Source organism: Streptomyces sp. NPDC001401, assembly GCF_042895385.1.
GTDB lineage: Bacteria > Actinomycetota > Actinomycetes > Streptomycetales > Streptomycetaceae > Streptomyces.
Genome location: NZ_JBIAWI010000001.1, coordinates 1,556,305 through 1,582,469, shown reverse-complemented (window position 1 = coordinate 1,582,469; position 26,165 = coordinate 1,556,305). Strand labels below are relative to the sequence as shown.

Below are 26,165 nucleotides of genomic sequence, written 5' to 3'. Positions count from 1 at the left end.
CTCGTCACGTCACACAGAAGAAAACTGTCATCTCGCGTTGAACATGACGCGGCCCACATCCGTACCCGTGGACGAGCGACCGACTGGGGGAACCCCCGGACATCGGAGGTGGGCGTGCGCAAGGATTCCGTCGTGGCCAATGAACGTGGATCGAGGGCCCGACATCGCATGTCCCAGCCCTCGGAACCTGATGAGGAGCTGATGCGTGCGCTCTATCGCGAGCACGCCGGACCTCTCCTTGCATATGTACTGCGCCTGGTCGCCGGAGACCGGCAGCGCGCCGAGGACGTGGTCCAGGAGACGCTTATCCGTGCCTGGAAGAACGCCGGTCAGCTCAATCGAGCGACCGGATCGGTACGCCCCTGGCTGGTGACGGTTGCGCGCCGCATCGTCATCGACGGCCACCGCAGCCGGCAGGCCCGGCCGCAGGAGGTCGATCCGTCGCCGCTGGAGGTCATCCCCGCGGAGGACGAGATCGACAAGGCGCTGTGGTTGATGACGCTGTCGGACGCGCTCGACGACCTGACCCCGGCCCACCGGGAGGTGCTCGTCGAGACGTACTTCAAGGGGCGTACCGTCAACGAGGCGGCCGAGACGCTGGGCATTCCCAGTGGCACGGTGCGGTCTCGGGTGTTCTATGCCCTGCGGTCGATGAAGCTCGCACTGGAGGAGCGGGGGGTGACGGCGTGATGAGTGTTTACGGGGGAAACCAGGGATTCGGTACAGGTGGTTCGGGTATGTCTGGCTCCATGATGGGATCTCCGGGCCCGAGCGAGCACGAAACGGTCGGTGCCTACGCCCTCGGCATCCTCGACGACGCCGAGGCAACCGCTTTCGAGGCACACCTCGCGACCTGCGAGTGGTGCGCCCAGCAGCTCGACGAGCTGGCCGGGATGGAGCCGATGCTCGCCGCCCTCGCGGATCTGCCGGGGACCGGTTCGCCCGCGATCGGGGAGTCCCTGTCCGCCAGGCCGAGCCCGCGGCTCGCGGAGAAGCTGGTCGACGAGGTCTCCGAGCGCCGGGCACAGAAGCGCCGCAAGGGCTTCTACCTGGTGGCGGCAGCGGCGGCGCTGATCATCGGCGGCCCGCTCACGGTCATGGCCGTCAATGGCGGCGGTGACTCGGGCACCACCACCGCGACCCCGCTGTCGGCCGGCGCCAAGGCCGCCTTCGGCACCCTGACCGACAAGGTCTCGGCGACCGACGCCTCCAGCAAGATCAAGGCGACCGTGGCGATGCAGGAGAAGGACTGGGGCACCTGGGGTGTCCTCCAGCTCAGCAACGTCAAGGGCCCGCTGAAGTGCTCGCTCATCGCCGTCGGCAAGAACGGCGAGCGCGAGACCATGTCCTCCTGGTCGGTCCCGAAGTGGGGCTACGGCATTCCGAACGCCAAGACCGAGGAGGCGAAGGAACCGCTCTACGCCCAGGGCGGCGCGGCCTTCAAGCCCAATGAGATCGACCACTTCGAGGTCATGACCTTCCAGGGCAAGAAGCTCGTCGAGATCAACGCGTAGCGTACGTAGCTTTGCCGGGTCCCCTTCGCGTACGGTTGACGGCTGCCATGCACGTCAGAAGGGGGCCCGGTGGCCGCTCAGGCTCAACAGGAAACCGCCGTAGGCTCGGATCACGACTCCGTACGCGACCGAGAGATCAGCGTCGAACAGGAACACCTCGACCGGGTGTACCGGCGTCTCGAGGAGAAGATCCACGAGGCCGAGTTCCTGATGAACGACGCGGCCAAGCGCGGCCAGGTCGGCACGCCCGGCGCCCTCGCCGAGAGGGACGCACAGGTCTTCCGGGCGGGGGTCCATCTCAACCGGCTCAACAACGAGTTCGAGGACTTCCTGTTCGGGCGGATCGACCTGCTGCTCGGCAAGGACGGCAAGAAGGGGCCCGACGGCGCCTACACCGCCGTGGAGCCTGCTGAGGGTGCCGTGCGGGACGACGACACCGCCGACATCGCCGAGACCCTGCACATCGGGCGGATCGGGGTACTGGACTCCGAGTACGCGCCGCTCGTCATCGACTGGCGGGCGCCCGCGGCCGCCCCCTTCTACCGCTCCACCCCCGTCGACCCCGGCCGGGTGGTGCGCCGCCGGGTCATCCGCTCCAAGGGCCGCAAGGTGCTCGGCGTGGAGGACGACCTGATGCGCCCCGAGCTCACGGCCTTCCTCGACGGCGACGAGCTGCCCGTCATCGGCGACGGCGCCCTGATGGCCGCCCTCGGCCAGGCCCGCAGCCACACCATGCGGGACATCGTCGCCTCCATCCAGGCCGAGCAGGACCTGGTCATCCGCGCGCCCGCCGCCTCGGTGACGTACGTCGAGGGCGGGCCGGGGACGGGCAAGACGGCCGTCGCCCTGCACCGCGCCGCCTACCTCCTCTACCAGGACCGGCGCCGGTACGCGGGCGGCATCCTGATCGTCTCCCCGACCCCCCTGCTCGTCGCCTACACCGAGGGCGTCCTCCCCTCCCTCGGCGAGGAGGGCCAGGTCGCCATCCGCGCGATCGGCTCGCTCGTCGACGGTTCGGAGGCCACGCTGTACGACTCCCCGTCCACGGCCCGCGCCAAGGGCTCGTACCGCATGCTGAAGGTCCTGCGGAAGGCGGCGCGGGGGGCGCTGGAGCTGGGGCCGGGCGGCGGTCTCGCCGCATCCGGCCGGAACGCCTCCGCCTCCGGTCAGCTCGCCTTCGGCGAAGACGACACGGACGTGTCCGCCGACACGCCGGCCGGTCCGCCCACCCGTCTCCGCGTCGTCGCCTTCGGCCGCCGTCTCGAGCTGGAGGCCGCCGCGCTGAGCCGTATCCGCCAGGCCGCGCTCGGCGGCACCGCGCCCGTCAACCTCCTGCGCCCCCGCGCCCGCAAGCTGCTTCTCGACGCACTGTGGGAGCAGTCGGGCTCGGCGGGCCGGCACACCGACCCGGAGCTGGCGGCCGAACTGCGGTCCTCCTTCGACGACGACGTGTCGACCGAGGACAGCTTCCTCACCTTCCTGGACGCCTGGTGGCCCGAGCTCACGCCCAGGTCCGTCCTCGCCGCCATGGCCGACGAGCGGCGCCTCGGCCGCTGGGCCCGCCGGATCCTCAACCCCGGCGAGGTCCGCAGGGTCGCCCGCTCGCTCAGACGTGACGGCCACTCCGTGCACGACATCGCCATGCTGGACGAGCTCCAGTCGATCCTCGGTACCCCGGTGCGCCCGAAAAAGAAGCGCGAACTGGACCCGCTCGACCAGCTCACCGGCCTCGAGGAGCTGATGCCGGTCCGCGAGGAGTCGCAGCGCGAACGGGCCGAGCGACTCGCCCAGGAGCGCACCGAGTACGCGCATGTGATCGTGGACGAGGCCCAGGACCTCACCCCGATGCAGTGGCGCATGGTCGGCCGCCGCGGCCGGCACGCCACCTGGACGGTCGTCGGCGACCCGGCCCAGTCCTCCTGGTCCGACGTCGACGAGGCGGCCGAGGCGAGGGACGAGGCCCTCGGCACCCGTCCCCGCCGCCGCTTCGAGCTCACCGTCAACTACCGCAACCCGGCCGAGATCGCCGAGCTCGCGTCCAAGGTGCTGGCCCTCGCCATGCCGGGCTCCAAGGCCCCGTCGGCCGTACGGTCGACGGGTGTCGAGCCGCGTTTCACGGCCGTAAGGGATTCGCTCGCGCAGTCCGTCCGCGAGGAGGCCGCCCGTCTCCTCGACCGTGTCGACGGCACCGTCGGAGTCGTCGTCGCCATGCAGCGCCGCGAGGAGGCCGCCCGGTGGCTCGCCGGGCTCGGCGACCGGGTGGTGGCCCTCGGCAGCCTGGAGGCGAAGGGCCTGGAGTACGACGCGACGGTCGTCGTCTCGCCCGCGGAGATCGCGGACGAGTCCCCGGCCGGCCTGCGCGTGCTGTACGTCGCCCTCACCCGGGCGACCCAGCAGCTGACGATCGTCTCGGCCGACCGGGACGAACCGGACGCGAATGCGGTGCCCGACCTGCTGCGGGATTAGAACCGGATGAAGTCTCGGTACGGGAATGGCCTTACGGGATCTGTTTGTTAGCCTGGGTGTGGCACCGGCCCGATCCAAGCCCCCGGGCCCAACCTTCGTCGCTACGAGCGACCACTTGCCGCGAGGCGAGCATGGCGGGTCGGTGCCACTTGACCTGCGAGAGGCCCGCGTCACGATGTGACGCGGGCCTCTTTCGCTGTGAACAAAACGATCGCAATTCAACGCGGCTAACGCCTACTGGACAGTAGGTGCGACCATCGGACGGCATACCCAGCGTCACGGTGAAAGCAGAGGAAGTCGGCCATGGCAACGGCGCCCAGCGTCTCCTACTCCATTACGGTCCGGTTGGAGGTGCCCGCGAGTGGAACCGCGGTCTCCCAGATCACCACGGCCGTAGAGTCCCACGGAGGCTCGGTGACCGGCCTCGACGTGACCGCCTCGGGCCACGAGAAGCTCCGGATCGACGTCACCATCGCGGCCAGCTCCACGGCCCACGCCGACGAGATCGTCCAGCAGCTGCGCGGCATCGAGGGCGTCACGCTCGGCAAGGTCTCCGACCGTACGTTCCTCATGCACCTCGGCGGCAAGATCGAGATGCAGTCCAAGCACCCGATCCGCAACCGTGACGACCTCTCCATGATCTACACGCCGGGTGTGGCCCGCGTCTGCATGGCGATCGCCGAGAACCCCGAGGACGCCCGCCGCCTCACCATCAAGCGCAACTCCGTTGCGGTCGTGACGGACGGCTCGGCCGTGCTGGGCCTCGGCAACATCGGCCCGAAGGCCGCCCTCCCGGTCATGGAGGGCAAGGCGGCGCTCTTCAAGCGGTTCGCCGGCATCGACGCCTGGCCGCTGTGCCTGGACACCCAGGACACCGACGCGATCGTCGAGATCGTGAAGGCGATCGCCCCGGGCTTCGCCGGCATCAACCTCGAGGACATCTCCGCGCCCCGCTGCTTCGAGATCGAGGCCCGGCTGCGCGAGGCCCTCGACATCCCCGTCTTCCACGACGACCAGCACGGCACCGCGATCGTCGTCCTCGCCGCCCTGAAGAACGCACTCCGCGTCACCGGCAAGGCAATTGAGAACATCCGGGTCGTCATGTCCGGTGCCGGCGCGGCCGGTACGGCCATCCTCAAGCTGCTGCTCGCCGCGGGCGTCAAGAACGCCGTCGTCGCCGACATCCACGGCGTCGTGCACACCGGCCGCGAGGACCTGCGCGAGGCCGCCGCGGACTCGCCGCTGCGCTGGATCGCCGACAACACCAACCCCGAGGGGCTGACCGGCACCCTCAAGGAGGCCGTGCGCGGCGCCGACGTCTTCATCGGCGTCTCCGCCCCGAACGTCCTCGACGGCGACGACGTGGCCGCCATGGCCGACGGCGCCATCGTGTTCGCGCTCGCGAACCCCGACCCCGAGGTGGACCCGGCAATCGCCCGCCAGACGGCGGCCGTTGTGGCCACCGGCCGCTCCGACTTCCCGAACCAGATCAACAACGTGCTGGTCTTCCCGGGCGTCTTCCGCGGTCTGCTGGACGCCCAGTCCCGCACGGTCAACACCGAGATGATGCTGGCGGCCGCGACCGCCCTCGCCGACGTGGTGACCGAGGACGAGCTGAACCCGAACTACATCATCCCCAGCGTCTTCAACGACAAGGTCGCGGGCGCGGTGGCCGGTGCGGTGCGGGAAGCGGCGAAGGCGGCGGCAGGCTCGTAAGGGCCCTTGCGTAGGCTGTGAGGATCGCCACGGCAAGGCCTTGCATCGGCGCGTCGTGGAACCTGACTCTCCTGGTCGCCGTTTATCGTGTCGGCCAGGCTCAGGCCCTCTTTTCGTGTGACTCCCAAGGGTGTTCTCACGACTCCTGCGGGTGCCGGATTGGCTTTCGCGCCGCAGGTAGGGGCAGGATGCGTCCCTGGGCGCGAGGGGTCTGACCACGGACCCGGGCCCGGGGCCTCCCGAGGACCCTGGCAGCATCGGCTTCACCGTGCCCGATATGCGGCTCCGCCGCGTGGCACGCCTCAACGGCAAGAAGAACACGGGAGTAACAACATGAACCGCAGTGAGCTGGTGGCCGCCCTGGCCGACCGCGCCGAGGTGACCCGCAAGGACGCCGACGCCGTGCTGGCCGCGTTCGCCGAGACCGTCGGCGAGATCGTCGCCAAGGGCGACGAGAAGGTCACCATCCCCGGCTTCCTGACCTTCGAGCGCACCCACCGTGCCGCTCGCACCGCGCGCAACCCGCAGACCGGCGACCCGATCCAGATCCCGGCCGGCTACAGCGTCAAGGTCTCCGCGGGCAGCAAGCTCAAGGAAGCCGCCAAGGGCAAGTAAGCCTGGCGGTGCGTCGCGGGACGACGTACGAGGCTCAGTAACGCCAATGGGGCGGCCACCCGGTGTGGGTGGCCGCCCCATCGTCGTACGTACGACTGTTGTTACCCGAGCGCCTTGCCCGGCAGCTCAACCTTCGCGCCCAGTTCCACGAGCTTCTCCATGAAGTTCTCGTAGCCGCGGTTGATGAGGTCGATGCCGTGGACGCGGGACGTGCCCTGGGCCGCCAGCGCGGCGATGAGGTACGAGAAGCCGCCGCGGAGGTCGGGGATGACCAGGTCGGCGCCCTGGAGCTTCGTCGGGCCCGAGACGACGGCCGAGTGGAGGAAGTTGCGCTGGCCGAAGCGGCAGTCGGAGCCGCCCAGGCACTCGCGGTACAGCTGGATGTGAGCACCCATCTGGTTCAGCGCGGAGGTGAAGCCGAGGCGGGACTCGTAGACCGTCTCGTGGATGATCGAGAGGCCTGTCGCCTGCGTCAGCGCGACCACCAGCGGCTGCTGCCAGTCCGTCTGGAAGCCCGGGTGCACGTCCGTTTCGAGCGCGATGGACTTCAACTGGCCGCCGGGGTGCCAGAACCGGATGCCCTTGTCGTCGATCTCGAAGGCGCCACCCACCTTCCGGTAGGTGTTCAGGAACGTCATCATCGAGCGCTGCTGGGCGCCGCGGACGTAGATGTTGCCCTCGGTCGCCAGCGCCGCGGACGCCCAGGAGGCGGCCTCCAGGCGGTCCGGGAGGGCGGCGTGGTTGTAGCCGCCGAGGCTGTCCACACCGGTGACGCGGATGGTGCGGTCGGTGTCCATCGCGATGATGGCGCCCATCTTCTGCAGGACGCAGATCAGGTCCTCGATCTCCGGCTCCACAGCCGCGTTCGAGAGCTCCGTGACACCCTCCGCGAGGACGGCCGTCAGCAGCACCTGCTCGGTCGCGCCCACGGACGGGTACGGCAGCCGGATCTTCGTGCCGCGCAGCCGCTGCGGCGCCTCCAGGTACTGCCCGTCCTCCCGCTTCTCGATGCGCGCGCCGAACTGCCGCAGCACCTCGAAGTGGAAGTCGATCGGACGGCCGCCGATGTCGCAGCCGCCGAGACCCGGGATGAACGCGTGCCCGAGGCGGTGCAGCAGGGGGCCGCAGAAGAGGATCGGGATACGGCTGGAACCCGCGTGCGCGTCGATGTCCGCGACGTTCGCACTCTCCACGTGGGAGGGGTCCATCACCAGCTCGCCCGGCTCCTCACCCGGACGGACCGTCACCCCGTGCAGCTGCAGCAGTCCGCGTACGACACGAACGTCCCGGATGTCCGGAACGTTGCGCAGTCGACTCGGTTCACTGCCCAGCAGGGCGGCGACCATGGCCTTCGGTACGAGGTTCTTCGCACCGCGGACACGGATCTCGCCCTCCAGCGGGGTTCCGCCGTGGACAAGCAGGACATCGTCGTTGACGGTCATGTATCTCGCGTTCCGATGAGTGGGGCAGGGGCCAGAAGGGAAAGGGTAATCGCCGCCCACCCCCCTTCTGTAAGTCCAAGTACGGCCCAGCTACGTCATAGCTGTGTCACAACACGAACCGTTCCCTGTCGGGCACATGGGGTCACCGGCCCCGGCGCGCGCCCGAGGTGCTTCATTCCGCCCTGAGCTGCATTCACCCACTAACCGCCATTGCCTCCCCAGACGGAGGCAAGATGCGGGATCATGTCTGCCATGACCGAGGTGTCCTCGCTCACAGGGCGGTTGCTCGTGGCAACGCCCGCCCTGGCGGACCCGAACTTCGACCGTGCGGTGGTGCTCCTTCTCGACCACGACGAGGAGGGCTCCCTCGGTGTCGTCCTCAACCGTCCCACCCCGGTGGACGTCGGCGACATCCTGGAGGGCTGGGCGGACCTCGCGGGTGAACCGGGCGTCGTCTTCCAGGGGGGCCCGGTGTCCCTGGACTCGGCCCTGGGGGTCGCCGTCATCCCGGGCGGCGCGACCGTCGACGGGGCGCCGCTGGGCTGGCGCAGAGTGCACGGCGCGATCGGTCTGGTCGACCTGGAGGCACCGCCCGAGCTGCTCGCCTCGGCCCTCGGCTCTCTGAGAATCTTCGCCGGATACGCCGGTTGGGGGCCCGGTCAGCTGGAGGACGAGCTGGTCGAGGGCGCCTGGTACGTCGTCGAGTCCGAGCCCGGCGACGTCTCCTCGCCGTCCCCGGAAAGACTGTGGCGCGAGGTCCTGCGCCGCCAGCGCAACGAACTGGCGATGGTGGCCACGTATCCGGACGACCCTTCGCTCAACTGATGCGTGTGAGCTTCAGTACCCTTGGTCGGTATGAGCACTCTTGAGCCCGAGCGCGGGACTGGTACGGGAACCCTCGTAGAGCCGACGCCACAGGTGTCCCACGGCGACGGCGACCACGAGCGCTTCGCCCATTACGTCCAGAAGGACAAGATCATGGCGAGCGCCCTCGACGGGACCCCCGTCGTGGCGCTGTGCGGCAAGGTGTGGGTGCCCGGCCGCGACCCGAAGAAGTACCCCGTGTGTCCCATGTGCAAGGAGATCTACGAGTCCATGGGTGCCGGCGGCGACAAGGGCAAGGACGGCGACAAGTAGCTCGTACCGCCTGAGGTTCGCGAGGCCCCCGGGGCGTGCTGTGGCGCGCCCCGGGGGCTTTTGCATGTCACGAAGTGGTTGAGACCTCTTGTGGGCATGTTCATGTAGTCCCTAGCCTCCGTTGTGCAGAGCGAAACCGCCATTGCATATGTTGCAACGCACGCTCGGAGGACACACTCCATGAAGCTCTCCCCGCGACTGGCCGTGCTCCTGACAGCCCCGGCCCTCGTCATCACCGCCTGCGCTCCCCAGACCTCCACCAACTCCTCCTCCGACAAGGACGACAAGAGCGGCACCCTGCGGGTCTGGCTCTTCCAGGAGGTCGGCAACAAGCCGAAGGAGAAGGTCGTCGACTCCGTCGTCGCCGCCTTCGAGAAGGCCCACAAGGGCACCGAGGTCGAGGTGGAGTACATGGCGGTCGACACGCGCGCCCAGCGCGTCAAGGCCGCGTTCAACGACCCGAAGTCCGCCCCCGACGTCATGGAGTACGGCAACACCGACACCGCCGGCTATGTGAAGGACGGGGGACTCCTCGACGTCACCAAGGAGTTCGGCGGCTGGAGCGAGGGCAAGGACGCCGACCCCACGGCCAGGACGTCCGTCACCGTCGACGGCAGGATGTACGGCGCCCCCTTCTACGTCGGCGTCCGCGCCCTGTACTACCGCACGGACCTGTTCAGGGAGCTGGGCCTGCAACCCCCGAAGACCATGTCCGAGTTGGCGTCCACGGCCCGCAGGATCCACGCCGCGAAGCCCGGCCTGTACGGACTCGTCGTCGGCGGTGCGTACACCTACGGCGCGATGCCGTTCGTGTGGGCCAACGGGGGCGAACTGGCCACCGGCAAGGGCGGCTCGTACGCCTCCGCCATCGACAGCGCGGCCGCCCAAAAGGGCATCAAGGCGTACACCTCCCTGTTCGGCGACGACAACTGTCCGGCCGCCAAGTGCGCCGGCATGGGCGGCAACGACACGATCACCGCGTTCGCCGCCGGCAAGGCGGGCATGGCGATCGGGGGCGACTTCAGCCATACGGCGGTCGAGGCGGGCAAGGTCAGGGGCAAGTACGCGGTCGTACCGCTGCCGGGCGTGAAGGCCGGGTCCATCGCGCCTGCCTTCGCGGGCGGCAACAACATCGGCGTCCTGAAGAGCACCTCGCACCGGACCCTTGCCGTTGCTCTGATGGAGCAGCTGACCTCGAAGAAGACGCAGGCCTCGATGTTCGACGCGATGGGGTTCCTGCCGACGTTCGCGGACGTCCGTGACCAGGTCGCCGCGAAGCAGGCGTACGTCAAGCCGTTCGCGCAGACCCTTGCTGCGGGGACCAGGTTCGTGCCGGCTTCACCGGGGTGGTCGCAGATCGACTCCCAGCTGGTGCTGCCGACGATGTTGCAGGAGGTCATCAGCGGGAAGAAAGGTGTGGCGGCGGCTTCGAAGGAAGCGGCGCAGAAGATGAACGACGCTTTCGGCTCCGCCGGGTGATGCGGGTGACGCCTAATAGCTCGGGGGCTTCGGAGCGTTTGCGGCTGCCTGTGGTTCGTGGCTTGTCGCGCAGTTCCCCGCGCCCCTTCCGGGGCTGGAGCACCCCTTGGTTCTACCTTGCCCCTGCTCTTGTGGTCCTTGGCGGGCTGCTCGTCTACCCGATCTACCAGCTCGGGCTGATCTCGTTGTTCAAGTACACCCAGGCCCAGGTCAGCGGTGGTGAACCGACCACCTTCGAGGGGTTCGGCAACTACTCGGCGCTGTTCTCCGACTCCGAGTTCTGGCAGGTGCTGCTGGCGACCGTGCTGTTCGCGGGCGCGTGCGTCGTGTCGACCCTTGCCGTCGGGTGTGCGCTGGCCGTGCTGCTCACGCGCGTGCGTGCGCTGCCGCGGCTGGCGTTGATGCTGGCCGCGCTCGGGGCGTGGGCGACGCCGGCGGTCACCGGGTCCACGGTCTGGCTGTTCCTGTTCGACCCCGACTTCGGGCCGGTCGACCGGATCCTCGGGCTCGGCGACTACTCGTGGACGTACGGGCGGTTCAGCGCCTTCTTCCTCGTACTGCTCGAAGTGGTGTGGTGCTCCTTCCCGTTCGTGATGGTCACGGTGTACGCCGGGATCCGCGCCGTGCCGGGCGAGGTGCTCGAGGCGGCCGCGCTGGACGGGGCCTCGCAGTGGCGGATCTGGCGGTCCGTGCTCGCGCCGATGCTGCGGCCGATCCTGACCGTCGTCACCATCCAGTCGGTCATCTGGGACTTCAAGGTCTTCACGCAGATCTACGTCATGACGAACGGCGGCGGCATCGCGGGCCAGAACCTGGTCCTGAACGTCTACGCCTACCAGCAGGCGTTCGCGTCCTCGCAGTACAGCCTCGGCTCGGCGATCGGCGTCGTGACGCTGCTGATCCTGCTCGGCGTGACGCTCGGGTACCTGCGGCTGCTGCGCAGGCAGGGGGAGGAGCTGTGAATCTGCTGCGTCTGCGCGTGCGGCGGCCTTGGCGGCTGGCGGCGGAGGCCTCGGCCCTGCTGATCGCGGCCGTGGTCGCTTTCCCTCTGTACTGGATGGTTCTCAGCGCCTTCAAACCGGCCGGTGAGATCGAGTCGACCGAGCCGAGGCCGTGGACCGCGTCGCCTTCCCTGGATTCCTTCCGGCGGGTGTTCGGGCAGCAGGATTTCGGTCGGTATTTCGTCAACAGCCTTGTGGTGGCGGGCAGTGTCGTCATCGTCTCGGCGCTGATCGCGTTTCTCGCGGCGACCGCCGTGACGCGATTCCGCTTCCGGTTCCGGGCCACGCTGCTGATCATGTTTCTGGTGGCCCAGATGGTGCCCGTGGAGGCGCTCACCATCCCCTTGTTCTTCCAGATGCGGGACTTCGGTCTGCTGAACACGCTGGGGTCGCTGATCCTGCCGCACATCGCGTTCTCGCTGCCGTTCGCGATCTGGATGCTGCGGGGGTTTGTGAAGGCGGTCCCGGAGGCCTTGGAGGAGGCCGCCCACCTCGACGGGGCGAGCCGTGGGCGATTCCTGTGGCAGATCCTTTTCCCCCTTGTGTTTCCGGGCCTTGTGGCCACGAGCGTGTTCTCCTTCATCTCCGCCTGGAACGACTTCCTCTTCGCCAAGTCCTTCATCATCAGCGACACTTCGCAGTCGACCCTGCCGATGGCGTTGCTGGTGTTCTACAAGCCGGACGATCCTGACTGGGGCGGGGTCATGGCCGCCTCCACGGTGATGACGATTCCGGTGCTGGTGTTCTTCGTACTCGTACAGCGACGGCTGGTCTCCGGGCTGGGCGGAGCGGTAAAGGACTGACGTGACCGATCTGATCCCGATGCCCCGGTACGTCCACTCCTACCGGGGCCACTTCGAACTCGGCGCGGACACCCGCCTGGTGGCGGGCGAGGGCGCCGGGGCGTGCGAGCGGTGGCTGCGCGGCGCGCTCGGGGCGGCCACCGGCTTCGCGCTGGCCCCGGGGGACTCGCCCGAGAACGGCATCCAGCTGTACATCCACCCCGTCGTGACCAGGGATCTCGGCGAGGAGGGCTACCGCCTGATGGTCCAGCGCCACACCGTGCACGTCGTCGGCGGCGGCCCGGCGGGCCTCTTCTGGGGCGCGCAGACGCTACGGCAGTTGCTGGGCCCCGACGCCTACCGCCGCGCACCCCTGCCGGGACGGCAGTGGCGGCTGCCCGTGACGCACATTCAGGACTCGCCCCGCTTCCGCTGGCGCGGCCTCATGCTCGACGTCGCCCGGCACTTCATGCCCAAGGAAGGCGTCCTGCGCCACCTCGACCTGATGGCCGCGCACAAACTCAACGTCTTCCACTTCCACCTGACGGACGACCAGGGCTGGCGCGTCGAGATCAAGAGATACCCCCGGCTGACCGAGGTCGGCTCCTGGCGGGCGCGCACGAAATTCGGCCACCGCGCCTCACCGCTGTGGGAGGAGAAGCCGCACGGTGGCTTCTACACCCAGGACGACATCCGCGAGATCGTCGCCTACGCCGCCGAGCGGCATATCACCGTCGTCCCCGAAATCGACGTACCCGGCCACTCGCAGGCCGCCATCGCCGCGTACCCGGAACTCGGCAACACCGACGTCATCGACACAACCGCCCTCTCCGTCTGGGACAACTGGGGGATCTCTGCCAACGTACTCGCCCCCACTGACAACACCCTGCGCTTCTACGAGGGGGTGTTCGAGGAACTCCTCGACCTGTTCCCGTCGGAGTTCATTCACGTCGGCGGTGACGAATGCCTCAAGGACCAGTGGCGGCAGTCGCCGGCCGCGCAGGCCCGCATCAAGGAACTCGGGCTCGCGGACGAGGACGAGTTGCAGGCGTGGTTCATCGGCCACTTCGACAAGTGGCTGACCGCGCGGGGGCGCAGGCTCATCGGCTGGGACGAGATCCTGGAGGGCGGGCTCGCTCAGGGCGCGGCCGTGTCCTCGTGGCGCGGGTACGCGGGCGGGGTCGCCGCAGCCCGGGCCGGTCACGATGTCGTCATGTGCCCCGAGCAGTACGTCTACTTGGACCATCGCCAGGCGGCCGGCGAGGACGAGCCGGTGCCGATCGGTTACGTGCGCACCCTGGAGGACGTCTACCGGTTCGAGCCCGTTCCGCCGGAGTTGACCTCCGAGCAGGCCGGACACGTGCTCGGCACGCAGGCCAACGTGTGGACCGAGGTGATGGAGGACCCCGCACGGGTGGACTACCAGACGTTCCCGCGGCTCTCGGCCTTCGCCGAGGTGGCCTGGAGTGCGCTCCCCGCCCCGGCGGAACGGGACTTCGCCGGCTTCGAGCGGCGGATGGCCGTCCACTACCGGCGACTTGACGCCCTGGGAGTGGGCTACCGGCCGCCGGCCGGGCCATTGCCTTGGCAGAAGCGCCCCGGGGTGCTCGGGCGGCCGAAGGAGGGGGCGCCCCCGAACAGGTAACTGAGCTCCCGAACAGGTAAGGCAAAAACGTCGTAAGCATCACCGAAGAGTGGCAATTCGTGCGCACCGGTGATGCCGTGCGAAAACGGACCATCTCCCTGGTGAAACGGGCGAATGCCTCCTAGCGGACCCCCGTCTTCGGGTCTTGCGAAGATGTGCCAGAGTTGCCACGTCCGCCCTGTCAGCACGTACCGTACGGCAACACAGGTGGGACCAGGTGGGGCAGCGGGAAGGGGCAGCCGGTTTGACCACGCACGCACCGCAGGCGGCGCAGGCCGTCACGCTGCCCACGACGCTGGACGAGGCCGTGGCGGCACTCACCGCCGTGCCCGCCGCCGTGCCCGTGGCCGGTGGCACCGACCTCATGGCCGCCGTCAACTCCGGGCAGCTCAGGCCCGCCGCACTGGTCGGTCTCGGCAGGATCAGCGAGATCCGCGGCTGGCAGTACCAGGACGGGCACGCCCTGCTCGGCGCCGGACTCACGCACGCGCGCATGGGCCGCCCCGACTTCGCGGCCCTGATCCCGGCGCTCGCCGCCGCCGCGCGCGCGGCGGGCCCGCCGCAGATCCGCAACGCGGGCACCCTGGGCGGCAACATCGCCTCGGCGTCCCCCACCGGGGACGCGCTGCCGGTGCTGGCCGCCCTGGAGGCGACACTGATCATCGCGGGCCCGGGCGGAGCCCGCCGGGAGATCCCGGTGTCGCACCTGCTGGCCGCGGTGGAGATGCTGCGCGCCGGCGAACTCATCGGGCACGTGCGCGTGCCGCTGCTGCACGCGCCGCAGGTCTTCCTGAAGGCGACCGGCCGGACCGGCCCCGGACGCGCGGTCGCGTCCGTCGCGCTCGTCCTCGACCCCGCCCGGCGCGGAGTGCGGTGCGCCGTCGGTGCCATAGCGCCGATGCCGCTCAGGCCCCTGGACGCCGAGCAGTGGGTTGCCCGGCTCATCGACTGGGACAACGGCCGGACGATCGTCCCGGAGGCGCTGACCGCCTTCGGGGAGTACGTCGCCGCGGCCTGCATCCCCGACCCCGTCCCCGAGGGGGACGGCACCGTTCCACAGCTTCCGCCCGCCGTACTGCACCTGCGGCGCACCGTCGCCGCACTGGCCCGACGAGCACTGGGGAGGGCGCTGTCGTGACCGACGACCAGCACGGAGAGGGCACGCCCCGCGGCGGCGGACGCTGGGACCCGCTGCCCCAGGGCGACTACGACGACGGCGCCACGGCCTTCGTGAAGCTCCCCGAAGGGGGCATCGACGCCCTCCTGGCCTCCGCCGACAGTCCGCTCGCGGCGCCCGGCCACGGCTATGTGCCGCCGCAGATAACGGTCGATCCCGGCGCGGGCACCGACCCGGCGGCGACCGGCAACTGGACCGTGCCCGCCGACGGCGCCCAGTGGCCCGACCCCAACGCCGTGCCGCAGGACACCGCGGGTGACCGGTTCACGTACAACCCCGCGACCACCCAGCAGTGGAACTTCGACGAGACGGCGACTCGGGAGTCCGCCCCCGCGCCGGGTCACGATGTGACCGGGCAGTGGTCGATCCCCGTGGCCGGGGGCGACCTTCCGGACGAATCGGGCGAGTTCACCACGTCGTCCCTGGTCCAGCAGTGGGGTGGCACGCCGCCGGCGACGCTCCCGGGCGGCGCCCCCGCCCCCTGGGCGACGGAGGCGGCGGGGCAGCCCTGGGGGCAGCCGCAGACCGAGGAGCCGACGGCGCCCGAGGACGGTTCCGGGCACGCGCGCGAACACGCCGCCGAGCCGCCGACGGGTGCGGGGCACGCGTACGAGCAGCCCCCGGCCCACACCGGCGGCCGGCCTGCCGAGCACCCCGGGGCTGCCGCGGCCCACGCGCCCGCGGAGCCGGACCGGGCCACGCACGAGCCCGAGGGCGCGCGGGCGCACACCGCCGAGCAGCCCGGCCCTCATGCCGACGAGTACGGGGCTCGGCCGCCCGCCGAATCCGCCGTAGCCGTCTCACAGCCCGCACACGGGCCCGGTGAGGCCGCCGGGGCGGCCGAGAGTGCCCAGGAGGGCGCAGGGGCGCCTGAGGGGGCCGTGGAGCCGCTCACGCCGCCCGCAGCGGACGCCGAGCCGGACGGCGCGGGGCCCTCCGCGCGGACGTCGACCGGGCCCAACGCCTCCGACGCGCCCGACTCTCCGGACACTTCAGACACTTCGGTCGGCCCGGACACGGCCGACGGCACCGACACCGAAGCCGCCGACGAGGCCCCGCCGCCCTCCAGCGAGGAACACCCACTCGCCTCCTACGTCCTGCGCGTCAACGGAGTGGAGCGTCCCGTCTCCGACGCCTGGATCGGCGAGTCGCTGCTCTACGTGCTGCGCGAGCGGCTCGGTCTCGCGGGCGCCAAGGACGGCTGCTCACAGGGTGAGTGCGGGGCCTGCAACGTCCAGGTCGACGGACGCCTCGTGGCCTCCTGCCTGGTGCCCGCCGTGACCGCCGCCGGCAGCGAGGTCCGTACGGTCGAGGGCCTCGCCGTCGACGGGCAGCCGTCCGACGTGCAGCGCGCGCTCGCCCGGTGCGGCGCCGTGCAGTGCGGTTTCTGCGTGCCCGGCATGGCGATGACCGTGCACGACCTGCTGGAGGGCAACCCGGCGCCGACCGAGCTGGAGACCCGCCAGGCCCTGTGCGGCAACCTGTGCCGCTGCTCCGGCTACCGGGGCGTCGTGGACGCCGTCCAGGAGGTCGTCGCCGAGCGCGAGGCGCACTCCGCGGGCGACGGCGCCGAACAGGACGGCGACGAGGCACGTATCCCTCACCAGGCGGGCCCGGGAGCCGGCGGTGTCAACCCGTCGGCGTTCGAGTCACCCGGGGCCATGAACCCGGGACCCACGGGACCGCATGACCAGGCGTACGGACAGGACGGAGGCCAGGTGTGAGCAACGAAGCCGCCACCGCGACGACCGCCGCGGAGGCAGCACCCGCCCCCGAGCAGCTGCCGCACGGCCTCGGCGCCTCCCTGCCGGCCGCCGACACCCGTGCCAAGACCGAGGGGACGTTCCCGTACGCGGCGGACCTGTGGGCCGAGGGCCTGCTGTGGGCCGCCGTACTGCGTTCCCCGCATCCGCACGCGCGCATTGTGTCCATCGACACGTCCCACGCGCGCGAGATGCCCGGCGTACGGGCCGTCGTCACCCACGAGGACGTGCCGGGCGCCGCCCGCTACGGCCGCGGCAGCGCCGACCGGCCCGTGTTCGCCGCCGAGGTCGTGCGCCACCACGGCGAGCCCATCGCCGCCGTCGCCGCCGACCACCCCGACACCGCGCGCATGGCCGCCGCGGCCGTCATCGTGGAGTACGAAGTACTCGACCCGGTGACCGACCCCGAGCAGGCCTTCGAGGCCGAGCCGCTGCACCCCGACGGCAACCTGATCCGGCACATCCCGCTGCGCCACGGCGACCCGGACGCGGCCGGCGAGATCGTCGTCGAGGGCCAGTACCGCATCGGCCGCCAGGACCCGGCACCCATCGGCGCCGAGGCCGGCCTCGCCGTGCCCCGCCCCGACGGCGGCGTCGAGCTGTACCTGGCCTCGACCGACCCGCACACCGACCGCGACATCGCCGCCGCCTGCTACGGACTCGAGCCCGAGCGCGTCAAGATCGTCGTCACCGGCGTCCCCGGAGCGACGGCCGACCGCGAGGACCAGGGCTTCCAACTCCCGCTGGGCCTGCTGGCGCTGAAGACCGGCTGCCCGGTGAAACTCACCGCGACGCGCGAAGAGTCCTTCCTGGGCCACACCCACCGGCACCCGACCCTGCTGCGCTACCGCCACCACGCCGACGCCGAAGGCAGGCTCGTCAAGGTCGAGGCGCAGATCCTGCTCGACGCGGGCGCCTACGCCGACACGTCCTCCGAGGCCCTGGCCGCCGCCGTCGGCTTCGCCTGCGGCCCCTACGTCGTCCCGAACGCCTTCATCGAGGGCTGGGCCGTACGCACCAACAACCCGCCCTCCGGGCATGTGCGCGGCGAGGGCGCCATGCAGGTCTGCGCCGCGTACGAGGCCCAGATGGACAAGCTGGCGAAGAAACTGGGCCTGGACCCGGCGGAACTGCGCCTGCGCAACGCCATGGCCACCGGCGACGTACTCCCGACCGGCCAGACGGTGACCTGCCCGGCGCCGGTCGCCGAACTCCTGCAGGCGGTACGGGACTTCCCGCTCCCCGCGCTTCCCAAGGACACCCCCGAGGAGGAGTGGCTGCTGCCCGGCGGCCCCGAGGGCGCGGGCGAACCGGGCGCGGTGCGCCGCGGCGTGGGCTACGGCCTGGGCATGGTGCACATGCTCGGCGCGGAGGGCGCAGACGAGGTCTCCACGGCGACGGTGAAGGTCCAGGACGGCGTGGCGACCGTGCTCTGCGCGGCCGTCGAGACCGGCCAGGGATTCACCACGCTGGCCCGCCAGATCGTCCAGGAGACGCTCGGCATCGACGAGGTCCATGTCGCCCCCGTCGACACCGACCAGCCCCCGGCCGGCGCGGGCAACCGCAGCCGCCACACCTGGGTGTCCGGCGGCGCGGTGGAACGCGCGGCCAAGATGGTCCGCACCCAGCTCCTGCAGCCCCTGGCGCACAAGTTCGGCATGTCCACGGAGCTGCTGCAGATCACGGACGGCAAGATCACCTCGTACGACGGAGTCCTGTCGACCACCGTCACCGAGGCGATGGACGGCAAGGAACTGTGGGCGACGGCCCAGTGCCGCCCGCACCCCACCGAGCCGCTGAACGAGGCAGGCCAGGGCGACGCCTTCGTCGGCATGGCCTTCTGCGCGATCCGCGCGGTCGTCGACGTCGACATCGAGCTCGGTTCGGTACGGGTCGTGGAGCTGGCGCTCGCCCAGGACGTCGGCCGCGTCCTCAACCCGGCCCAGCTGGCCGCCCGTATCGAGGCGGGCGTCACCCAGGGAGTGGGCATCGCACTGACGGAGAACCTGCGCACCGCGCGCGGGTTGATCCGCCACCCGGACCTGACGGGTTATGCGCTGCCGACCGCCCTGGACGCGCCCGACATCCGGATCGTCAAGCTCGTCGAGGAACGCGACGTGGTCGCCCCCTTCGGCGCGAAGGCGGTCAGCGCGGTGCCTGTGGTCACCTCCCCGGCGGCCGTCGCCTCTGCCGTACGGGCCGCCACAGGCCGCCCGGTGAACCGGCTGCCGATAAGGCCGCAGGCCGCGGTGGTGACCGACCGGTGAGCGCACCGGAGTCCGGGCCCGAGGAACCGAGGTACGAACCGCCGCCCCCTGTCGGCAAGTTGCTGATGTGGGTGCTGCTGTTCGTGGTGGCGGCGTTGGCGGTCGTACTCGGCGGCGTGTACTTCACGTAGTGCGTGGCACCTGATGCGTGGCGTGGTGCTCATCACCGGCGTGATGGCGGCAGGGGAGTCGACGGCGGCGCAGGCGCTGGCGGAAGAGCTGCCTCGTGCGGCACACGTGCGTGGGGACGTCTTCCGGCGGACGCGGGCGCGGCCTTCGACGCCCCGTCTCGGCCTGTGGCTGGACAGCTCGGAGCTGACGGTGGGGGAGACGGTGGAGGCGATTCTCGCGGGGCGGGAACGGGCGAGGGTGTGCTGAACGTCCCCTGATCCAGGGGCGTTGTCAGTGGCGCGGCGTAGTGTTCTGGGCAGTGGGGAACGGCTGCCGGTCTGTTGCGGCGGACGGCACATGGCGCTCAGCGCTCGGTCGGCCGCGCCCTGCGCGGGGACTGTGGGCAGGAACATCCGGGGGAACAATGGGCACGACCGACATCGCCACGGCGACGATCACACTCACCGAGAACCAACTCGATCCGTACGTCACGCACGCGCCGACGCGGCGCCGGCTGACGGGTCCCGGACTGCCGGGCGACGGCGCCCTGTTGACGTTCGCCGCGCTGCGCACGGGCGGGCTGCGCACGGTGGGGCAGTACCCGGAGGGCGACGACTCGGCCCTGACGGAGGAACTGCGGGACCGGCTGGTGATAGGGGAGCTGCTCGCCCCGGCGGGCATGGAGGCGGAGTCGCTCCTCCTGGACGGCGGCACCGGCGAGATCAGCACCGCGTACCTCTTCGATCTGCTGGAAGACCGCCCCCTGGCACCCTCCCTGGACGCGCTCGTGCGGTTCGCCACGGTCACCGAGGAACTTGCGGACCTGCGGGGACAGTTCGCGTCCTACGCGGGCCGCTACGGCAGCAAGGCGGCGGCCGAGGCGTCCCGGCAGCTGCTGGCGCTGTTCGAGGAGGGCACGGACGGCAACGTCCCGCCGTACTGGAAGGCGGCGGCCCTGATCCGCCCGCTGGCTCTGGCCACGGGCCCCGGCACGACGTCCGGCCTCACCCTGGACGTGCCCGCCCGCCTCCTGGACGAGGAGTTCGGCCACGCCCGCGTGGCCCGCTTCGAGGACGTCGACTTCCCGGCCACGCTCACGCACGAGCCGACGCGCCGCTTCCTGCGCGAGACGGGCCTGCCGGAGGACACGGTGCTCTTCCACCTCGACACGGACGTCCCCCTGCAGACCCTGTCGGAGTACGCCGCGGACGACCGCCCCGGCACGACGTCCCCCTTCGAACTCCCCGCCAGGGCCGACCACTTGATACGCCTGGGTCACCTGGTGGAGGACAACAGCCTGGTGGTGGACGGCGCGACGGGCGAGGTCCTGAACTGGAGCGAGCCCGAGGCAAGGCTGTACCCCCTGAACACGGACGTCTCCACCCTGGCCTTCACCCTCTGGCTGCACTACCGGGAGCGCTCGATCGACAAGTACCTCTCCCACGAACTGACGACCCAGGCCTACGACCAACTGGCGGCGACGATGCTCCAGGTCCTGTCCTCCGCGGACCCGACGGCCACCACGACCACCGCCGACTGGCACTACTGGACACGGGCATTCCAGGACGAGGCGGGCGGGGTGCTGTGAACGACATCACCGTCCGAACGACCTCATGTCCGTGAGCCGCCCCGCACTCCCTCGAAAACACCTGTGGCCGACCACCCGCCAGGTGATCGGCCACACGGTACTTCCAGAGGCCGTGGCGGGAATTGAACCCACGTACCTCGCTTTGCAGGCGAGTCCCTAAGCCACTCGGGCACACGGCCGGGTCGGGGTGGAGTGCTGCGCTCCGTTCCGAACTCGGTGACACGACCGTATGGCGGGGCGGGGAAGAGGCTCAAGGGAATCGCGGGGGCTGCAATGGGACTGCCATACGCCGTTCATGAAAGGGGTGCCGGAAGGGTGGCGTACGACCAAGGTCCTGGGGCAGGGGCGACTTCGGACAGGGGTCAAAGTGGGCTGTGGACCTTACTCTGGCGGTCATGACCATCCTTGAGCCGCGTGACGCCGCCGTTGCAGACGAAGCCGCAGGCGGAGCCGGTGAGGGTGTGCTGGGGCGGTCCTATCGGGCGCTCAGTGTCGGGATCGTGTCTGTTGTGCTGCTGATCGCCTTCGAGGCGACCGCCGTCGGGACGGCCATGCCGGTTGCGGCGCGGGAGCTGGACGGGGTCGCGTTGTACGCGTTCGCCTTCTCCGGGTACTTCACCACCAGTCTGTTCGGGATGGTGCTGGCCGGGCAGTGGGCGGACCGGCGCGGGCCGCTCGGGGCGTTGACGACGGGGATCGGCTGCTTCGCCGGAGGGCTGGTGCTGGCGGGGACCGCGGTCTCGATGTGGCTGTTCCTTCTCGGGCGGGCCGTGCAGGGGCTTGGTGGCGGGCTGGTGATCGTCGCCCTGTATGTCGTCGTCGGCAGGGCGTATCCGGAGCGGCTGCGGGCGGCGATCATGGCCGCCTTCGCGGCGGGCTGGGTCGTGCCGTCCGTGGTCGGCCCATTGGCTGCGGGTGCGGTGACCGAACACCTCGGCTGGCGCTGGGTGTTCCTCGGGATTCCGGTGCTTGTCGTCTTTCCGCTCGCGCTTGCGCTGCCGCAGATACGGCGGCGGGCGTCCGGCGCGGTGGACGGTGCCTCGGGGGCAGCCTTCGACCGGCGGCGGATCCGGCTCGCCCTAGGCGTCTCGCTGGGCGCCGGTCTGCTCCAGTACGCGGCGCAGGACCTGAGGTGGATCTCCCTCATTCCCGGCGTCGCGGGTGTCGTACTGCTTGTGCCCGCCGTGCTCGGGCTGCTTCCTCGCGGCACGTACCGGGCGGCGCGGGGGCTGCCGTCGGTCGTGCTGCTGCGTGGCATCGCGGCGGGGTCGTTCATTGCGGCCGAGTCGTTCATTCCGCTGATGCTGGTGACCGAGCGAGGGCTGTCGCCGACCCTCGCCGGGTTCTCCCTCGCGGCCGGCGGCGGGATGTGGGCGCTGGCGTCCTGGGTCCAGTCCCGGCCGCGGCTGGAGCCGTACCGGGAACGCCTGATGACGCTGGGCATGCTTCTGGTCGCGGCCGCCATCGCCGTGGTGCCGAGCGTGCTGATCGACTCCGTGCCCGCCTGGACGGTGGCGGTCGCCTGGGGTTTCGGCTGTTTCGGCATGGGCCTGGTGATCTCCTCCACCAGCGTGCTGCTGCTCCGTCTCTCCGCCCCGGAGGAGGCCGGTGCCAATTCCGCCGCCCTGCAGATCTCCGACGGCCTGTCGAATGTGCTTCTGCTGGCGGCCGGGGGCGCCGCCTTCGCCGCGTTGGGCGGGGGCGCGGTGACGCATGCGGCGGCCGAGGGCTCCGGTTCGCATCCGGCGGCGTTCGCGGCGGTGTTCCTGCCGGTGGCGGGGGTGGCGTTGGTGGGGGCTTGGGTGAGTACGCGGTTGCGGGCGACCGCCAATGGGGTCTGCTGATGGAAGCTGCTCGATGACACCGAGTGGTACCACGTAGTACCGTCGAAGCATGGCTGGATTGAACCTGCGGTTTACGGACGAAGAGCTCGACGCCCTGCGTGAGCGTGCGGCGGCCGAGGGGCGCAGCATGCAGGCCTTTGCGCACGACGCGGTGATCGCAGCCATAAACGAGCACTCGCGGCTGTTCAACGAGGCTGCCGAGCACGTACTGAAGGCGAGCGCCGAGCTGAATCGGAGGCTCGCCTGATGCACTACCTCACCCTGCCCGAGCAGCTGAACCTCGCGCAGCGGCTGGGGGCGGACGAGGTGCGTGACTATGGGCTGCTGGACTCAGCCCTGGCGCGTCCCCAGTCGAGTGTCTTCGGGCAGGACGCCTACCCGGACGTCTGGCAAAAGGCTGCCGCGCTGATGGAGTCCCTCGCCCGCAACCATGCCCTCGTCGACGGCAACAAGCGCATCGCCTGGTACGCGACCTGGGTCTTCCTCCATATGAACGGGCACCCGTTGGACGCCGACTTCGACGTGGACGAGGCGGAGCGGTTCGTGCTGGATGTCTGCCAAGGCGCCCTGGACGTACCCAAGATCGCCGCCCAGCTGCCCCGCTTCGCACGTTGATGTGACCTCGGTCCCATCCACGGACGCCCCTGCCTTGTCCGCGCGTTGACACCGCCGGGCCGCCGGTAGGGTGGCCCGGTTGTCATACCCAGCCGAGCCGCCCAACCACCCACGGAGACCGTGACTACCACCGCCGCCAGCTCTGCCTCGCACTCCCACCACCTCTCTCCCGCCTTCCCCGGCCGCGCCCCCTGGGGCACCGCCGGCAAGCTGCGTGCCTGGCAGCAAGGGGCGATGGAGAAGTACGTCCAGGAGCAGCCGCGTGACTTCCTCGCGGTCGCGACCCCCGGCGCGGGCAAGACGACCTTCGCCCTCACCCTCGCCTCCTGGCTGCTGCACCACCATGTCGTGCAGCAGGTGACCGTGGTCGCGCCGACCGAGCACCTGAAGAAGCAGTGGGCGGAAGCGGCCGCGCGGATAGGCATCAAGCTGGACCCCGAGTACAGCGCGGGGCCGCTCGGCAAGGACTACCAGGGCGTCGCGGTCACCTACGCCGGTGTCGGCGTGCGGCCCATGCTGCACCGGAATCGGGTGGAACAGCGCAAAACCCTCGTCATCCTCGACGAGATCCACCACGCCGGTGACTCCAAGTCGTGGGGCGAGGCCTGTCTGGAGGCCTTCGAGCCGGCCACGCGGCGGCTCGCGCTCACCGGTACGCCGTTCCGCTCCGACACCAATCCCATCCCCTTCGTGACGTACGAGGAGGGGAACGACGGGATCCGGCGGTCCGCCGCCGACTACACCTACGGCTACGGGAACGCGCTGGCCGACCACGTCGTCCGGCCGGTCATCTTCCTTTCCTACAGCGGCAACATGCGCTGGCGCACGAAGGCCGGTGACGAGATCGCCGCCCGGCTCGGCGAGCCCATGACCAAGGACGCCGTCAGCCAGGCCTGGCGCACCGCCCTCGACCCGCGCGGCGAGTGGATGCCCAGCGTGCTGCGCGCCGCTGACCAGCGGCTGACCGAGGTCCGTAAGGGCATCCCGGACGCGGGCGCCCTCGTCATCGCCTCCGATCAGGACTCCGCGCGGGCCTACGCCAAGCTGATCCGCGAGATCACGGGCAGCAAGGCGACCCTCGTCCTCTCCGACGACGCCGGCGCCTCGAAGCGGATCGACGACTTCAGCGAGGGCAACGACCGGTGGATGGTCGCGGTGCGGATGGTGTCCGAGGGGGTCGACGTCCCGAGGCTCGCGGTCGGGGTCTACGCCACCACGATCTCCACCCCCCTCTTCTTCGCCCAGGCCGTCGGCCGCTTCGTGCGTTCCCGGCGGCGAGGCGAGACCGCCTCCGTCTTCCTCCCCACCGTCCCCGACCTCCTCACTTTCGCCAACGAGATGGAGGTCGAGCGCGACCACGCCCTCGACAAGCCGAAGAAGGAGGGCGAGGAGGACCCGTACGCCGAATCCGAGAAGGAGATGGAGGAGGCGAACAAGGAGCAGGACGAGGACACCGGCGAACAGGAGCAGTTCTCCTTCGAGGCGCTGGAGTCCGAGGCCGTCTTCGACCGGGTGCTCTACGACGGCGCCGAGTTCGGTATGCAGGCCCACCCGGGGAGCGAGGAGGAGCAGGACTACCTCGGGATTCCGGGGCTCCTCGAACCCGATCAGGTGCAGCTCCTGCTCCAGAAGCGGCAGGCGCGGCAGATCGCGCACAGCCGCAAGAAGCCGGATGCAGAGGCGGATCTGCTGGAGCTGCCGGCCGAGCGGCGGCCCGTCGTCTCGCACAAGGAGATGATGGAGCTGCGGAAGCAGCTGAACACCATGGTCAGCGCGTACGTCCATCAGAGCGGCAAGCCGCACGGGGTCATCCACACCGAGCTGCGGCGGCTGTGCGGCGGCCCGCCGAGCGCCGAGGCCACGGCGGGGCAGCTGCGGCAGCGGATCGCCAAGGTGCAGGAGTGGGCCACGCGAATGCGCTGACCCCCGAGCGCACCTGGTCAGGGGCGCAGCATGCTGCTGTGCCGGTTGTTGCGCCCTGTACGAATCACGACATACGGACGTACTCCGTCCCTCCGGGTGCCCGGATTCTGGACGGAGACTTCCGCTCAGCGAACTCCCTTCGCTACTGTCCGGCTACGCACACGCCCCGTGGCAGCGCCGCCGCGGAGCGCAGCCGTGAAGCGACGCGGCCCGGCAGCGGCCGGGCCGCCGGCCGATCGGCGGCCTCTGTTGCGCGTCACTGACGGGACTCTGTGACGCACCGCCGCTCGGAGGTCGCCGACCTCACCACTTGGAGGAGTGGGCGTCGTGACCGCGGAGACCTCTCAGACGCTCGACCGAGGACTGCGAGTCCTCAAGCTGCTGGCCGATACGGACCACGGGCTGACCGTCACCGAGCTATCCAACAAACTGGGCGTGAACCGGACCGTGGTGTACCGGTTGCTCGCCACGCTGGAACAACATGCGCTCGTACGGCGTGACTTGGGCGGTCGCGCCCGGGTCGGGCTGGGGGTGCTCCGGCTGGGACGGCAGGTGCATCCGCTGGTGCGGGAGGCTGCGTTGCCGGCGCTTCGGTCGCTGGCCGAGGACATAGGGGCGACCGCGCATCTCACGTTGGTCGACGGGGCGGACGCGTTGGCCGTGGCCGTCGTCGAGCCGACGTGGACGGACTATCACGTGGCGTATCGGGCCGGGTTCAGGCACCCGTTGGACCGGGGGGCCGCGGGCCGGGCGATTCTTGCTGCGCGGGCCAAGCCGGTGGGGGAGCCCGGGTACACGCTGACTCATGGGGAGTTGGAGGCGGGGGCCAGTGGGGCTGCGGCGCCGCTCCTCGGGGTTACGGGGGTTGAGGGCAGCGTCGGGGTTGTGATGTTGGCCGATGCGGTGCCGGAGCGTGTGGGGCTGCGGGTGGTTGACGCTGCGCGGGAGGTTGCTGAAGCCCTTCGTTGAGCTGTGCCCGGGGTTGGTGCCAGCAGGGCGGGTTCGCTTGCCGGCGCTTGCCGGGTGCCGCTGCGCCCACCCGTGCCGCCCCTAGCGGCACGACTGCCCGCAACTGCGCCA

The 26,165-nt window shown here is 70.4% G+C and carries 23 protein-coding genes and 1 tRNA gene; 22 read left to right on the top strand and 2 right to left on the bottom strand.

The genetic code is table 11. The features are described from left to right. The first annotated feature begins 168 nt into the window (after nucleotides 1-168). The 5 genes from ACFY10_RS07335 to ACFY10_RS07315 all read left to right on the top strand — a co-directional run bounded on the left by ACFY10_RS07335 (nucleotide 169) and on the right by ACFY10_RS07315 (nucleotide 6,311). Entirely contained in the window at nucleotides 169-690 is a 522-nt protein-coding gene (locus ACFY10_RS07335) for a sigma-70 family RNA polymerase sigma factor (protein ID WP_010039908.1), read from the top strand. Further along, complete coding sequence (locus tag ACFY10_RS07330) at nucleotides 690-1,514, top strand: anti-sigma factor family protein (RefSeq protein WP_390664044.1); 825 nt, start codon at nucleotides 690-692, stop codon at nucleotides 1,512-1,514. The genes ACFY10_RS07335 and ACFY10_RS07330 overlap by 1 nt, the downstream gene beginning before the upstream one ends. 69 nt (nucleotides 1,515-1,583) lie before the next feature. Then, nucleotides 1,584-3,980 carry a HelD family protein gene (locus tag ACFY10_RS07325; RefSeq protein ID WP_390664043.1) on the top strand — a complete coding sequence of 799 codons (2,397 nt, stop codon included), beginning with the start codon at nucleotides 1,584-1,586 and terminating at the stop codon, nucleotides 3,978-3,980. 303 nt (nucleotides 3,981-4,283) lie between these two features. Beyond that, a complete protein-coding gene (locus ACFY10_RS07320; RefSeq protein WP_390664042.1) occupies nucleotides 4,284-5,696 on the top strand; it encodes an NAD-dependent malic enzyme in 1,413 nt (470 codons plus the stop codon). A 333-nt stretch (nucleotides 5,697-6,029) separates the two neighbouring features. Next, on the top strand, nucleotides 6,030-6,311 hold the full coding sequence (locus tag ACFY10_RS07315) for an HU family DNA-binding protein (RefSeq protein ID WP_007382399.1): 282 nt from the start codon (nucleotides 6,030-6,032) through the stop codon (nucleotides 6,309-6,311). Nucleotides 6,312-6,412: 101 nt separating this feature from the next. On the opposite strand, the gene murA is transcribed toward ACFY10_RS07315, so the two are convergent. Further along, nucleotides 6,413-7,753: a UDP-N-acetylglucosamine 1-carboxyvinyltransferase gene (murA, locus tag ACFY10_RS07310; protein WP_390664041.1), complete on the bottom strand. Its 1,341-nt coding sequence runs from the start codon at nucleotides 7,751-7,753 to the stop codon at nucleotides 6,413-6,415. A 252-nt stretch (nucleotides 7,754-8,005) separates the two neighbouring features. On the opposite strand from murA, the gene ACFY10_RS07305 reads away from it, so the two are divergent. The 12 genes from ACFY10_RS07305 to ACFY10_RS07250 all read left to right on the top strand — a co-directional run bounded on the left by ACFY10_RS07305 (nucleotide 8,006) and on the right by ACFY10_RS07250 (nucleotide 20,703). Beyond that, the gene (locus tag ACFY10_RS07305) at nucleotides 8,006-8,578 is read left to right on the top strand and encodes a YqgE/AlgH family protein (protein ID WP_266955832.1); all 573 of its coding nucleotides are present in this window, start codon (nucleotides 8,006-8,008) and stop codon (nucleotides 8,576-8,578) included. A gap of 30 nt (nucleotides 8,579-8,608) precedes the next feature. Continuing rightward, on the top strand, nucleotides 8,609-8,890 hold the full coding sequence (locus ACFY10_RS07300) for a DUF3039 domain-containing protein (RefSeq protein WP_078912757.1): 282 nt from the start codon (nucleotides 8,609-8,611) through the stop codon (nucleotides 8,888-8,890). Nucleotides 8,891-9,070: 180 nt separating this feature from the next. Next, entirely contained in the window at nucleotides 9,071-10,369 is a 1,299-nt protein-coding gene (locus tag ACFY10_RS07295) for an extracellular solute-binding protein (protein WP_390664040.1), read from the top strand. Further along, on the top strand, nucleotides 10,369-11,331 hold the full coding sequence (locus ACFY10_RS07290; RefSeq protein WP_390664039.1) for a carbohydrate ABC transporter permease: 963 nt from the start codon (nucleotides 10,369-10,371) through the stop codon (nucleotides 11,329-11,331). Before ACFY10_RS07295 ends, ACFY10_RS07290 begins: the two co-directional genes overlap by 1 nt. After that, nucleotides 11,328-12,173, top strand: coding sequence for a carbohydrate ABC transporter permease (locus ACFY10_RS07285; protein WP_390664038.1), 846 nt, complete (start codon nucleotides 11,328-11,330; stop codon nucleotides 12,171-12,173). The genes ACFY10_RS07290 and ACFY10_RS07285 overlap by 4 nt, the downstream gene beginning before the upstream one ends. A 19-nt stretch (nucleotides 12,174-12,192) precedes the next feature. After that, nucleotides 12,193-13,797 carry a beta-N-acetylhexosaminidase gene (locus ACFY10_RS07280; protein ID WP_390664154.1) on the top strand — a complete coding sequence of 535 codons (1,605 nt, stop codon included), beginning with the start codon at nucleotides 12,193-12,195 and terminating at the stop codon, nucleotides 13,795-13,797. Nucleotides 13,798-14,041: 244 nt separating this feature from the next. Then, nucleotides 14,042-14,935 carry an FAD binding domain-containing protein gene (locus ACFY10_RS07275; protein WP_390664037.1) on the top strand — a complete coding sequence of 298 codons (894 nt, stop codon included), beginning with the start codon at nucleotides 14,042-14,044 and terminating at the stop codon, nucleotides 14,933-14,935. After that, on the top strand, nucleotides 14,932-16,698 hold the full coding sequence (locus ACFY10_RS07270) for a 2Fe-2S iron-sulfur cluster-binding protein (RefSeq protein ID WP_390664036.1): 1,767 nt from the start codon (nucleotides 14,932-14,934) through the stop codon (nucleotides 16,696-16,698). Before ACFY10_RS07275 ends, ACFY10_RS07270 begins: the two co-directional genes overlap by 4 nt. Next, nucleotides 16,695-19,004, top strand: coding sequence for a xanthine dehydrogenase family protein molybdopterin-binding subunit (locus tag ACFY10_RS07265; protein WP_390664035.1), 2,310 nt, complete (start codon nucleotides 16,695-16,697; stop codon nucleotides 19,002-19,004). The genes ACFY10_RS07270 and ACFY10_RS07265 overlap by 4 nt, the downstream gene beginning before the upstream one ends. Further along, on the top strand, nucleotides 19,001-19,135 hold the full coding sequence (locus tag ACFY10_RS07260; protein WP_390664034.1) for a hypothetical protein: 135 nt from the start codon (nucleotides 19,001-19,003) through the stop codon (nucleotides 19,133-19,135). The genes ACFY10_RS07265 and ACFY10_RS07260 overlap by 4 nt, the downstream gene beginning before the upstream one ends. A 13-nt stretch (nucleotides 19,136-19,148) precedes the next feature. After that, nucleotides 19,149-19,382, top strand: coding sequence for a hypothetical protein (locus tag ACFY10_RS07255; RefSeq protein ID WP_390664033.1), 234 nt, complete (start codon nucleotides 19,149-19,151; stop codon nucleotides 19,380-19,382). A gap of 157 nt (nucleotides 19,383-19,539) precedes the next feature. Next, nucleotides 19,540-20,703: an SUKH-4 family immunity protein gene (locus ACFY10_RS07250; protein WP_390664032.1), complete on the top strand. Its 1,164-nt coding sequence runs from the start codon at nucleotides 19,540-19,542 to the stop codon at nucleotides 20,701-20,703. Nucleotides 20,704-20,810: 107 nt separating this feature from the next. On the opposite strand, the gene ACFY10_RS07245 is transcribed toward ACFY10_RS07250, so the two are convergent. Beyond that, nucleotides 20,811-20,882 (bottom strand) — tRNA-Cys (locus tag ACFY10_RS07245). 216 nt (nucleotides 20,883-21,098) lie between these two features. On the opposite strand from ACFY10_RS07245, the gene ACFY10_RS07240 reads away from it, so the two are divergent. From ACFY10_RS07240 to ACFY10_RS07220, 5 genes are all read left to right on the top strand, one after another. Next, a complete protein-coding gene (locus ACFY10_RS07240) occupies nucleotides 21,099-22,547 on the top strand; it encodes an MFS transporter (protein WP_390664031.1) in 1,449 nt (482 codons plus the stop codon). Between the two features lie 49 nt (nucleotides 22,548-22,596). Continuing rightward, a complete protein-coding gene (locus tag ACFY10_RS07235; RefSeq protein WP_124441851.1) occupies nucleotides 22,597-22,794 on the top strand; it encodes a hypothetical protein in 198 nt (65 codons plus the stop codon). Next, entirely contained in the window at nucleotides 22,794-23,162 is a 369-nt protein-coding gene (locus tag ACFY10_RS07230) for a type II toxin-antitoxin system death-on-curing family toxin (RefSeq protein ID WP_390664030.1), read from the top strand. Before ACFY10_RS07235 ends, ACFY10_RS07230 begins: the two co-directional genes overlap by 1 nt. A 120-nt stretch (nucleotides 23,163-23,282) precedes the next feature. Further along, nucleotides 23,283-25,085 carry a DEAD/DEAH box helicase gene (locus ACFY10_RS07225; protein ID WP_390664029.1) on the top strand — a complete coding sequence of 601 codons (1,803 nt, stop codon included), beginning with the start codon at nucleotides 23,283-23,285 and terminating at the stop codon, nucleotides 25,083-25,085. 327 nt (nucleotides 25,086-25,412) lie between these two features. Further along, nucleotides 25,413-26,054, top strand: a complete 642-nt coding sequence (locus ACFY10_RS07220; protein WP_390664028.1) for an IclR family transcriptional regulator — start codon at nucleotides 25,413-25,415, stop codon at nucleotides 26,052-26,054. Nucleotides 26,055-26,165: the final 111 nt, after the last annotated feature.

Coding starts and splice junctions, on each gene's coding strand:
- ACFY10_RS07335 (WP_010039908.1), top strand. CDS start 169: ATGTCCCAGCCCTCGGAACCTGATGAGGAGCTGATGCGTGCGCTCTAT.
- ACFY10_RS07330 (WP_390664044.1), top strand. CDS start 690: ATGAGTGTTTACGGGGGAAACCAGGGATTCGGTACAGGTGGTTCGGGT.
- ACFY10_RS07320 (WP_390664042.1), top strand. CDS start 4,284: ATGGCAACGGCGCCCAGCGTCTCCTACTCCATTACGGTCCGGTTGGAG.
- ACFY10_RS07315 (WP_007382399.1), top strand. CDS start 6,030: ATGAACCGCAGTGAGCTGGTGGCCGCCCTGGCCGACCGCGCCGAGGTG.
- murA (WP_390664041.1), bottom strand. CDS start 7,753: ATGACCGTCAACGACGATGTCCTGCTTGTCCACGGCGGAACCCCGCTG.
- ACFY10_RS07305 (WP_266955832.1), top strand. CDS start 8,006: ATGACCGAGGTGTCCTCGCTCACAGGGCGGTTGCTCGTGGCAACGCCC.
- ACFY10_RS07300 (WP_078912757.1), top strand. CDS start 8,609: ATGAGCACTCTTGAGCCCGAGCGCGGGACTGGTACGGGAACCCTCGTA.
- ACFY10_RS07295 (WP_390664040.1), top strand. CDS start 9,071: ATGAAGCTCTCCCCGCGACTGGCCGTGCTCCTGACAGCCCCGGCCCTC.
- ACFY10_RS07290 (WP_390664039.1), top strand. CDS start 10,369: ATGCGGGTGACGCCTAATAGCTCGGGGGCTTCGGAGCGTTTGCGGCTG.
- ACFY10_RS07280 (WP_390664154.1), top strand. CDS start 12,193: ATGCCCCGGTACGTCCACTCCTACCGGGGCCACTTCGAACTCGGCGCG.
- ACFY10_RS07255 (WP_390664033.1), top strand. CDS start 19,149: ATGCGTGGCGTGGTGCTCATCACCGGCGTGATGGCGGCAGGGGAGTCG.
- ACFY10_RS07250 (WP_390664032.1), top strand. CDS start 19,540: ATGGGCACGACCGACATCGCCACGGCGACGATCACACTCACCGAGAAC.
- ACFY10_RS07240 (WP_390664031.1), top strand. CDS start 21,099: ATGACCATCCTTGAGCCGCGTGACGCCGCCGTTGCAGACGAAGCCGCA.
- ACFY10_RS07235 (WP_124441851.1), top strand. CDS start 22,597: ATGGCTGGATTGAACCTGCGGTTTACGGACGAAGAGCTCGACGCCCTG.
- ACFY10_RS07230 (WP_390664030.1), top strand. CDS start 22,794: ATGCACTACCTCACCCTGCCCGAGCAGCTGAACCTCGCGCAGCGGCTG.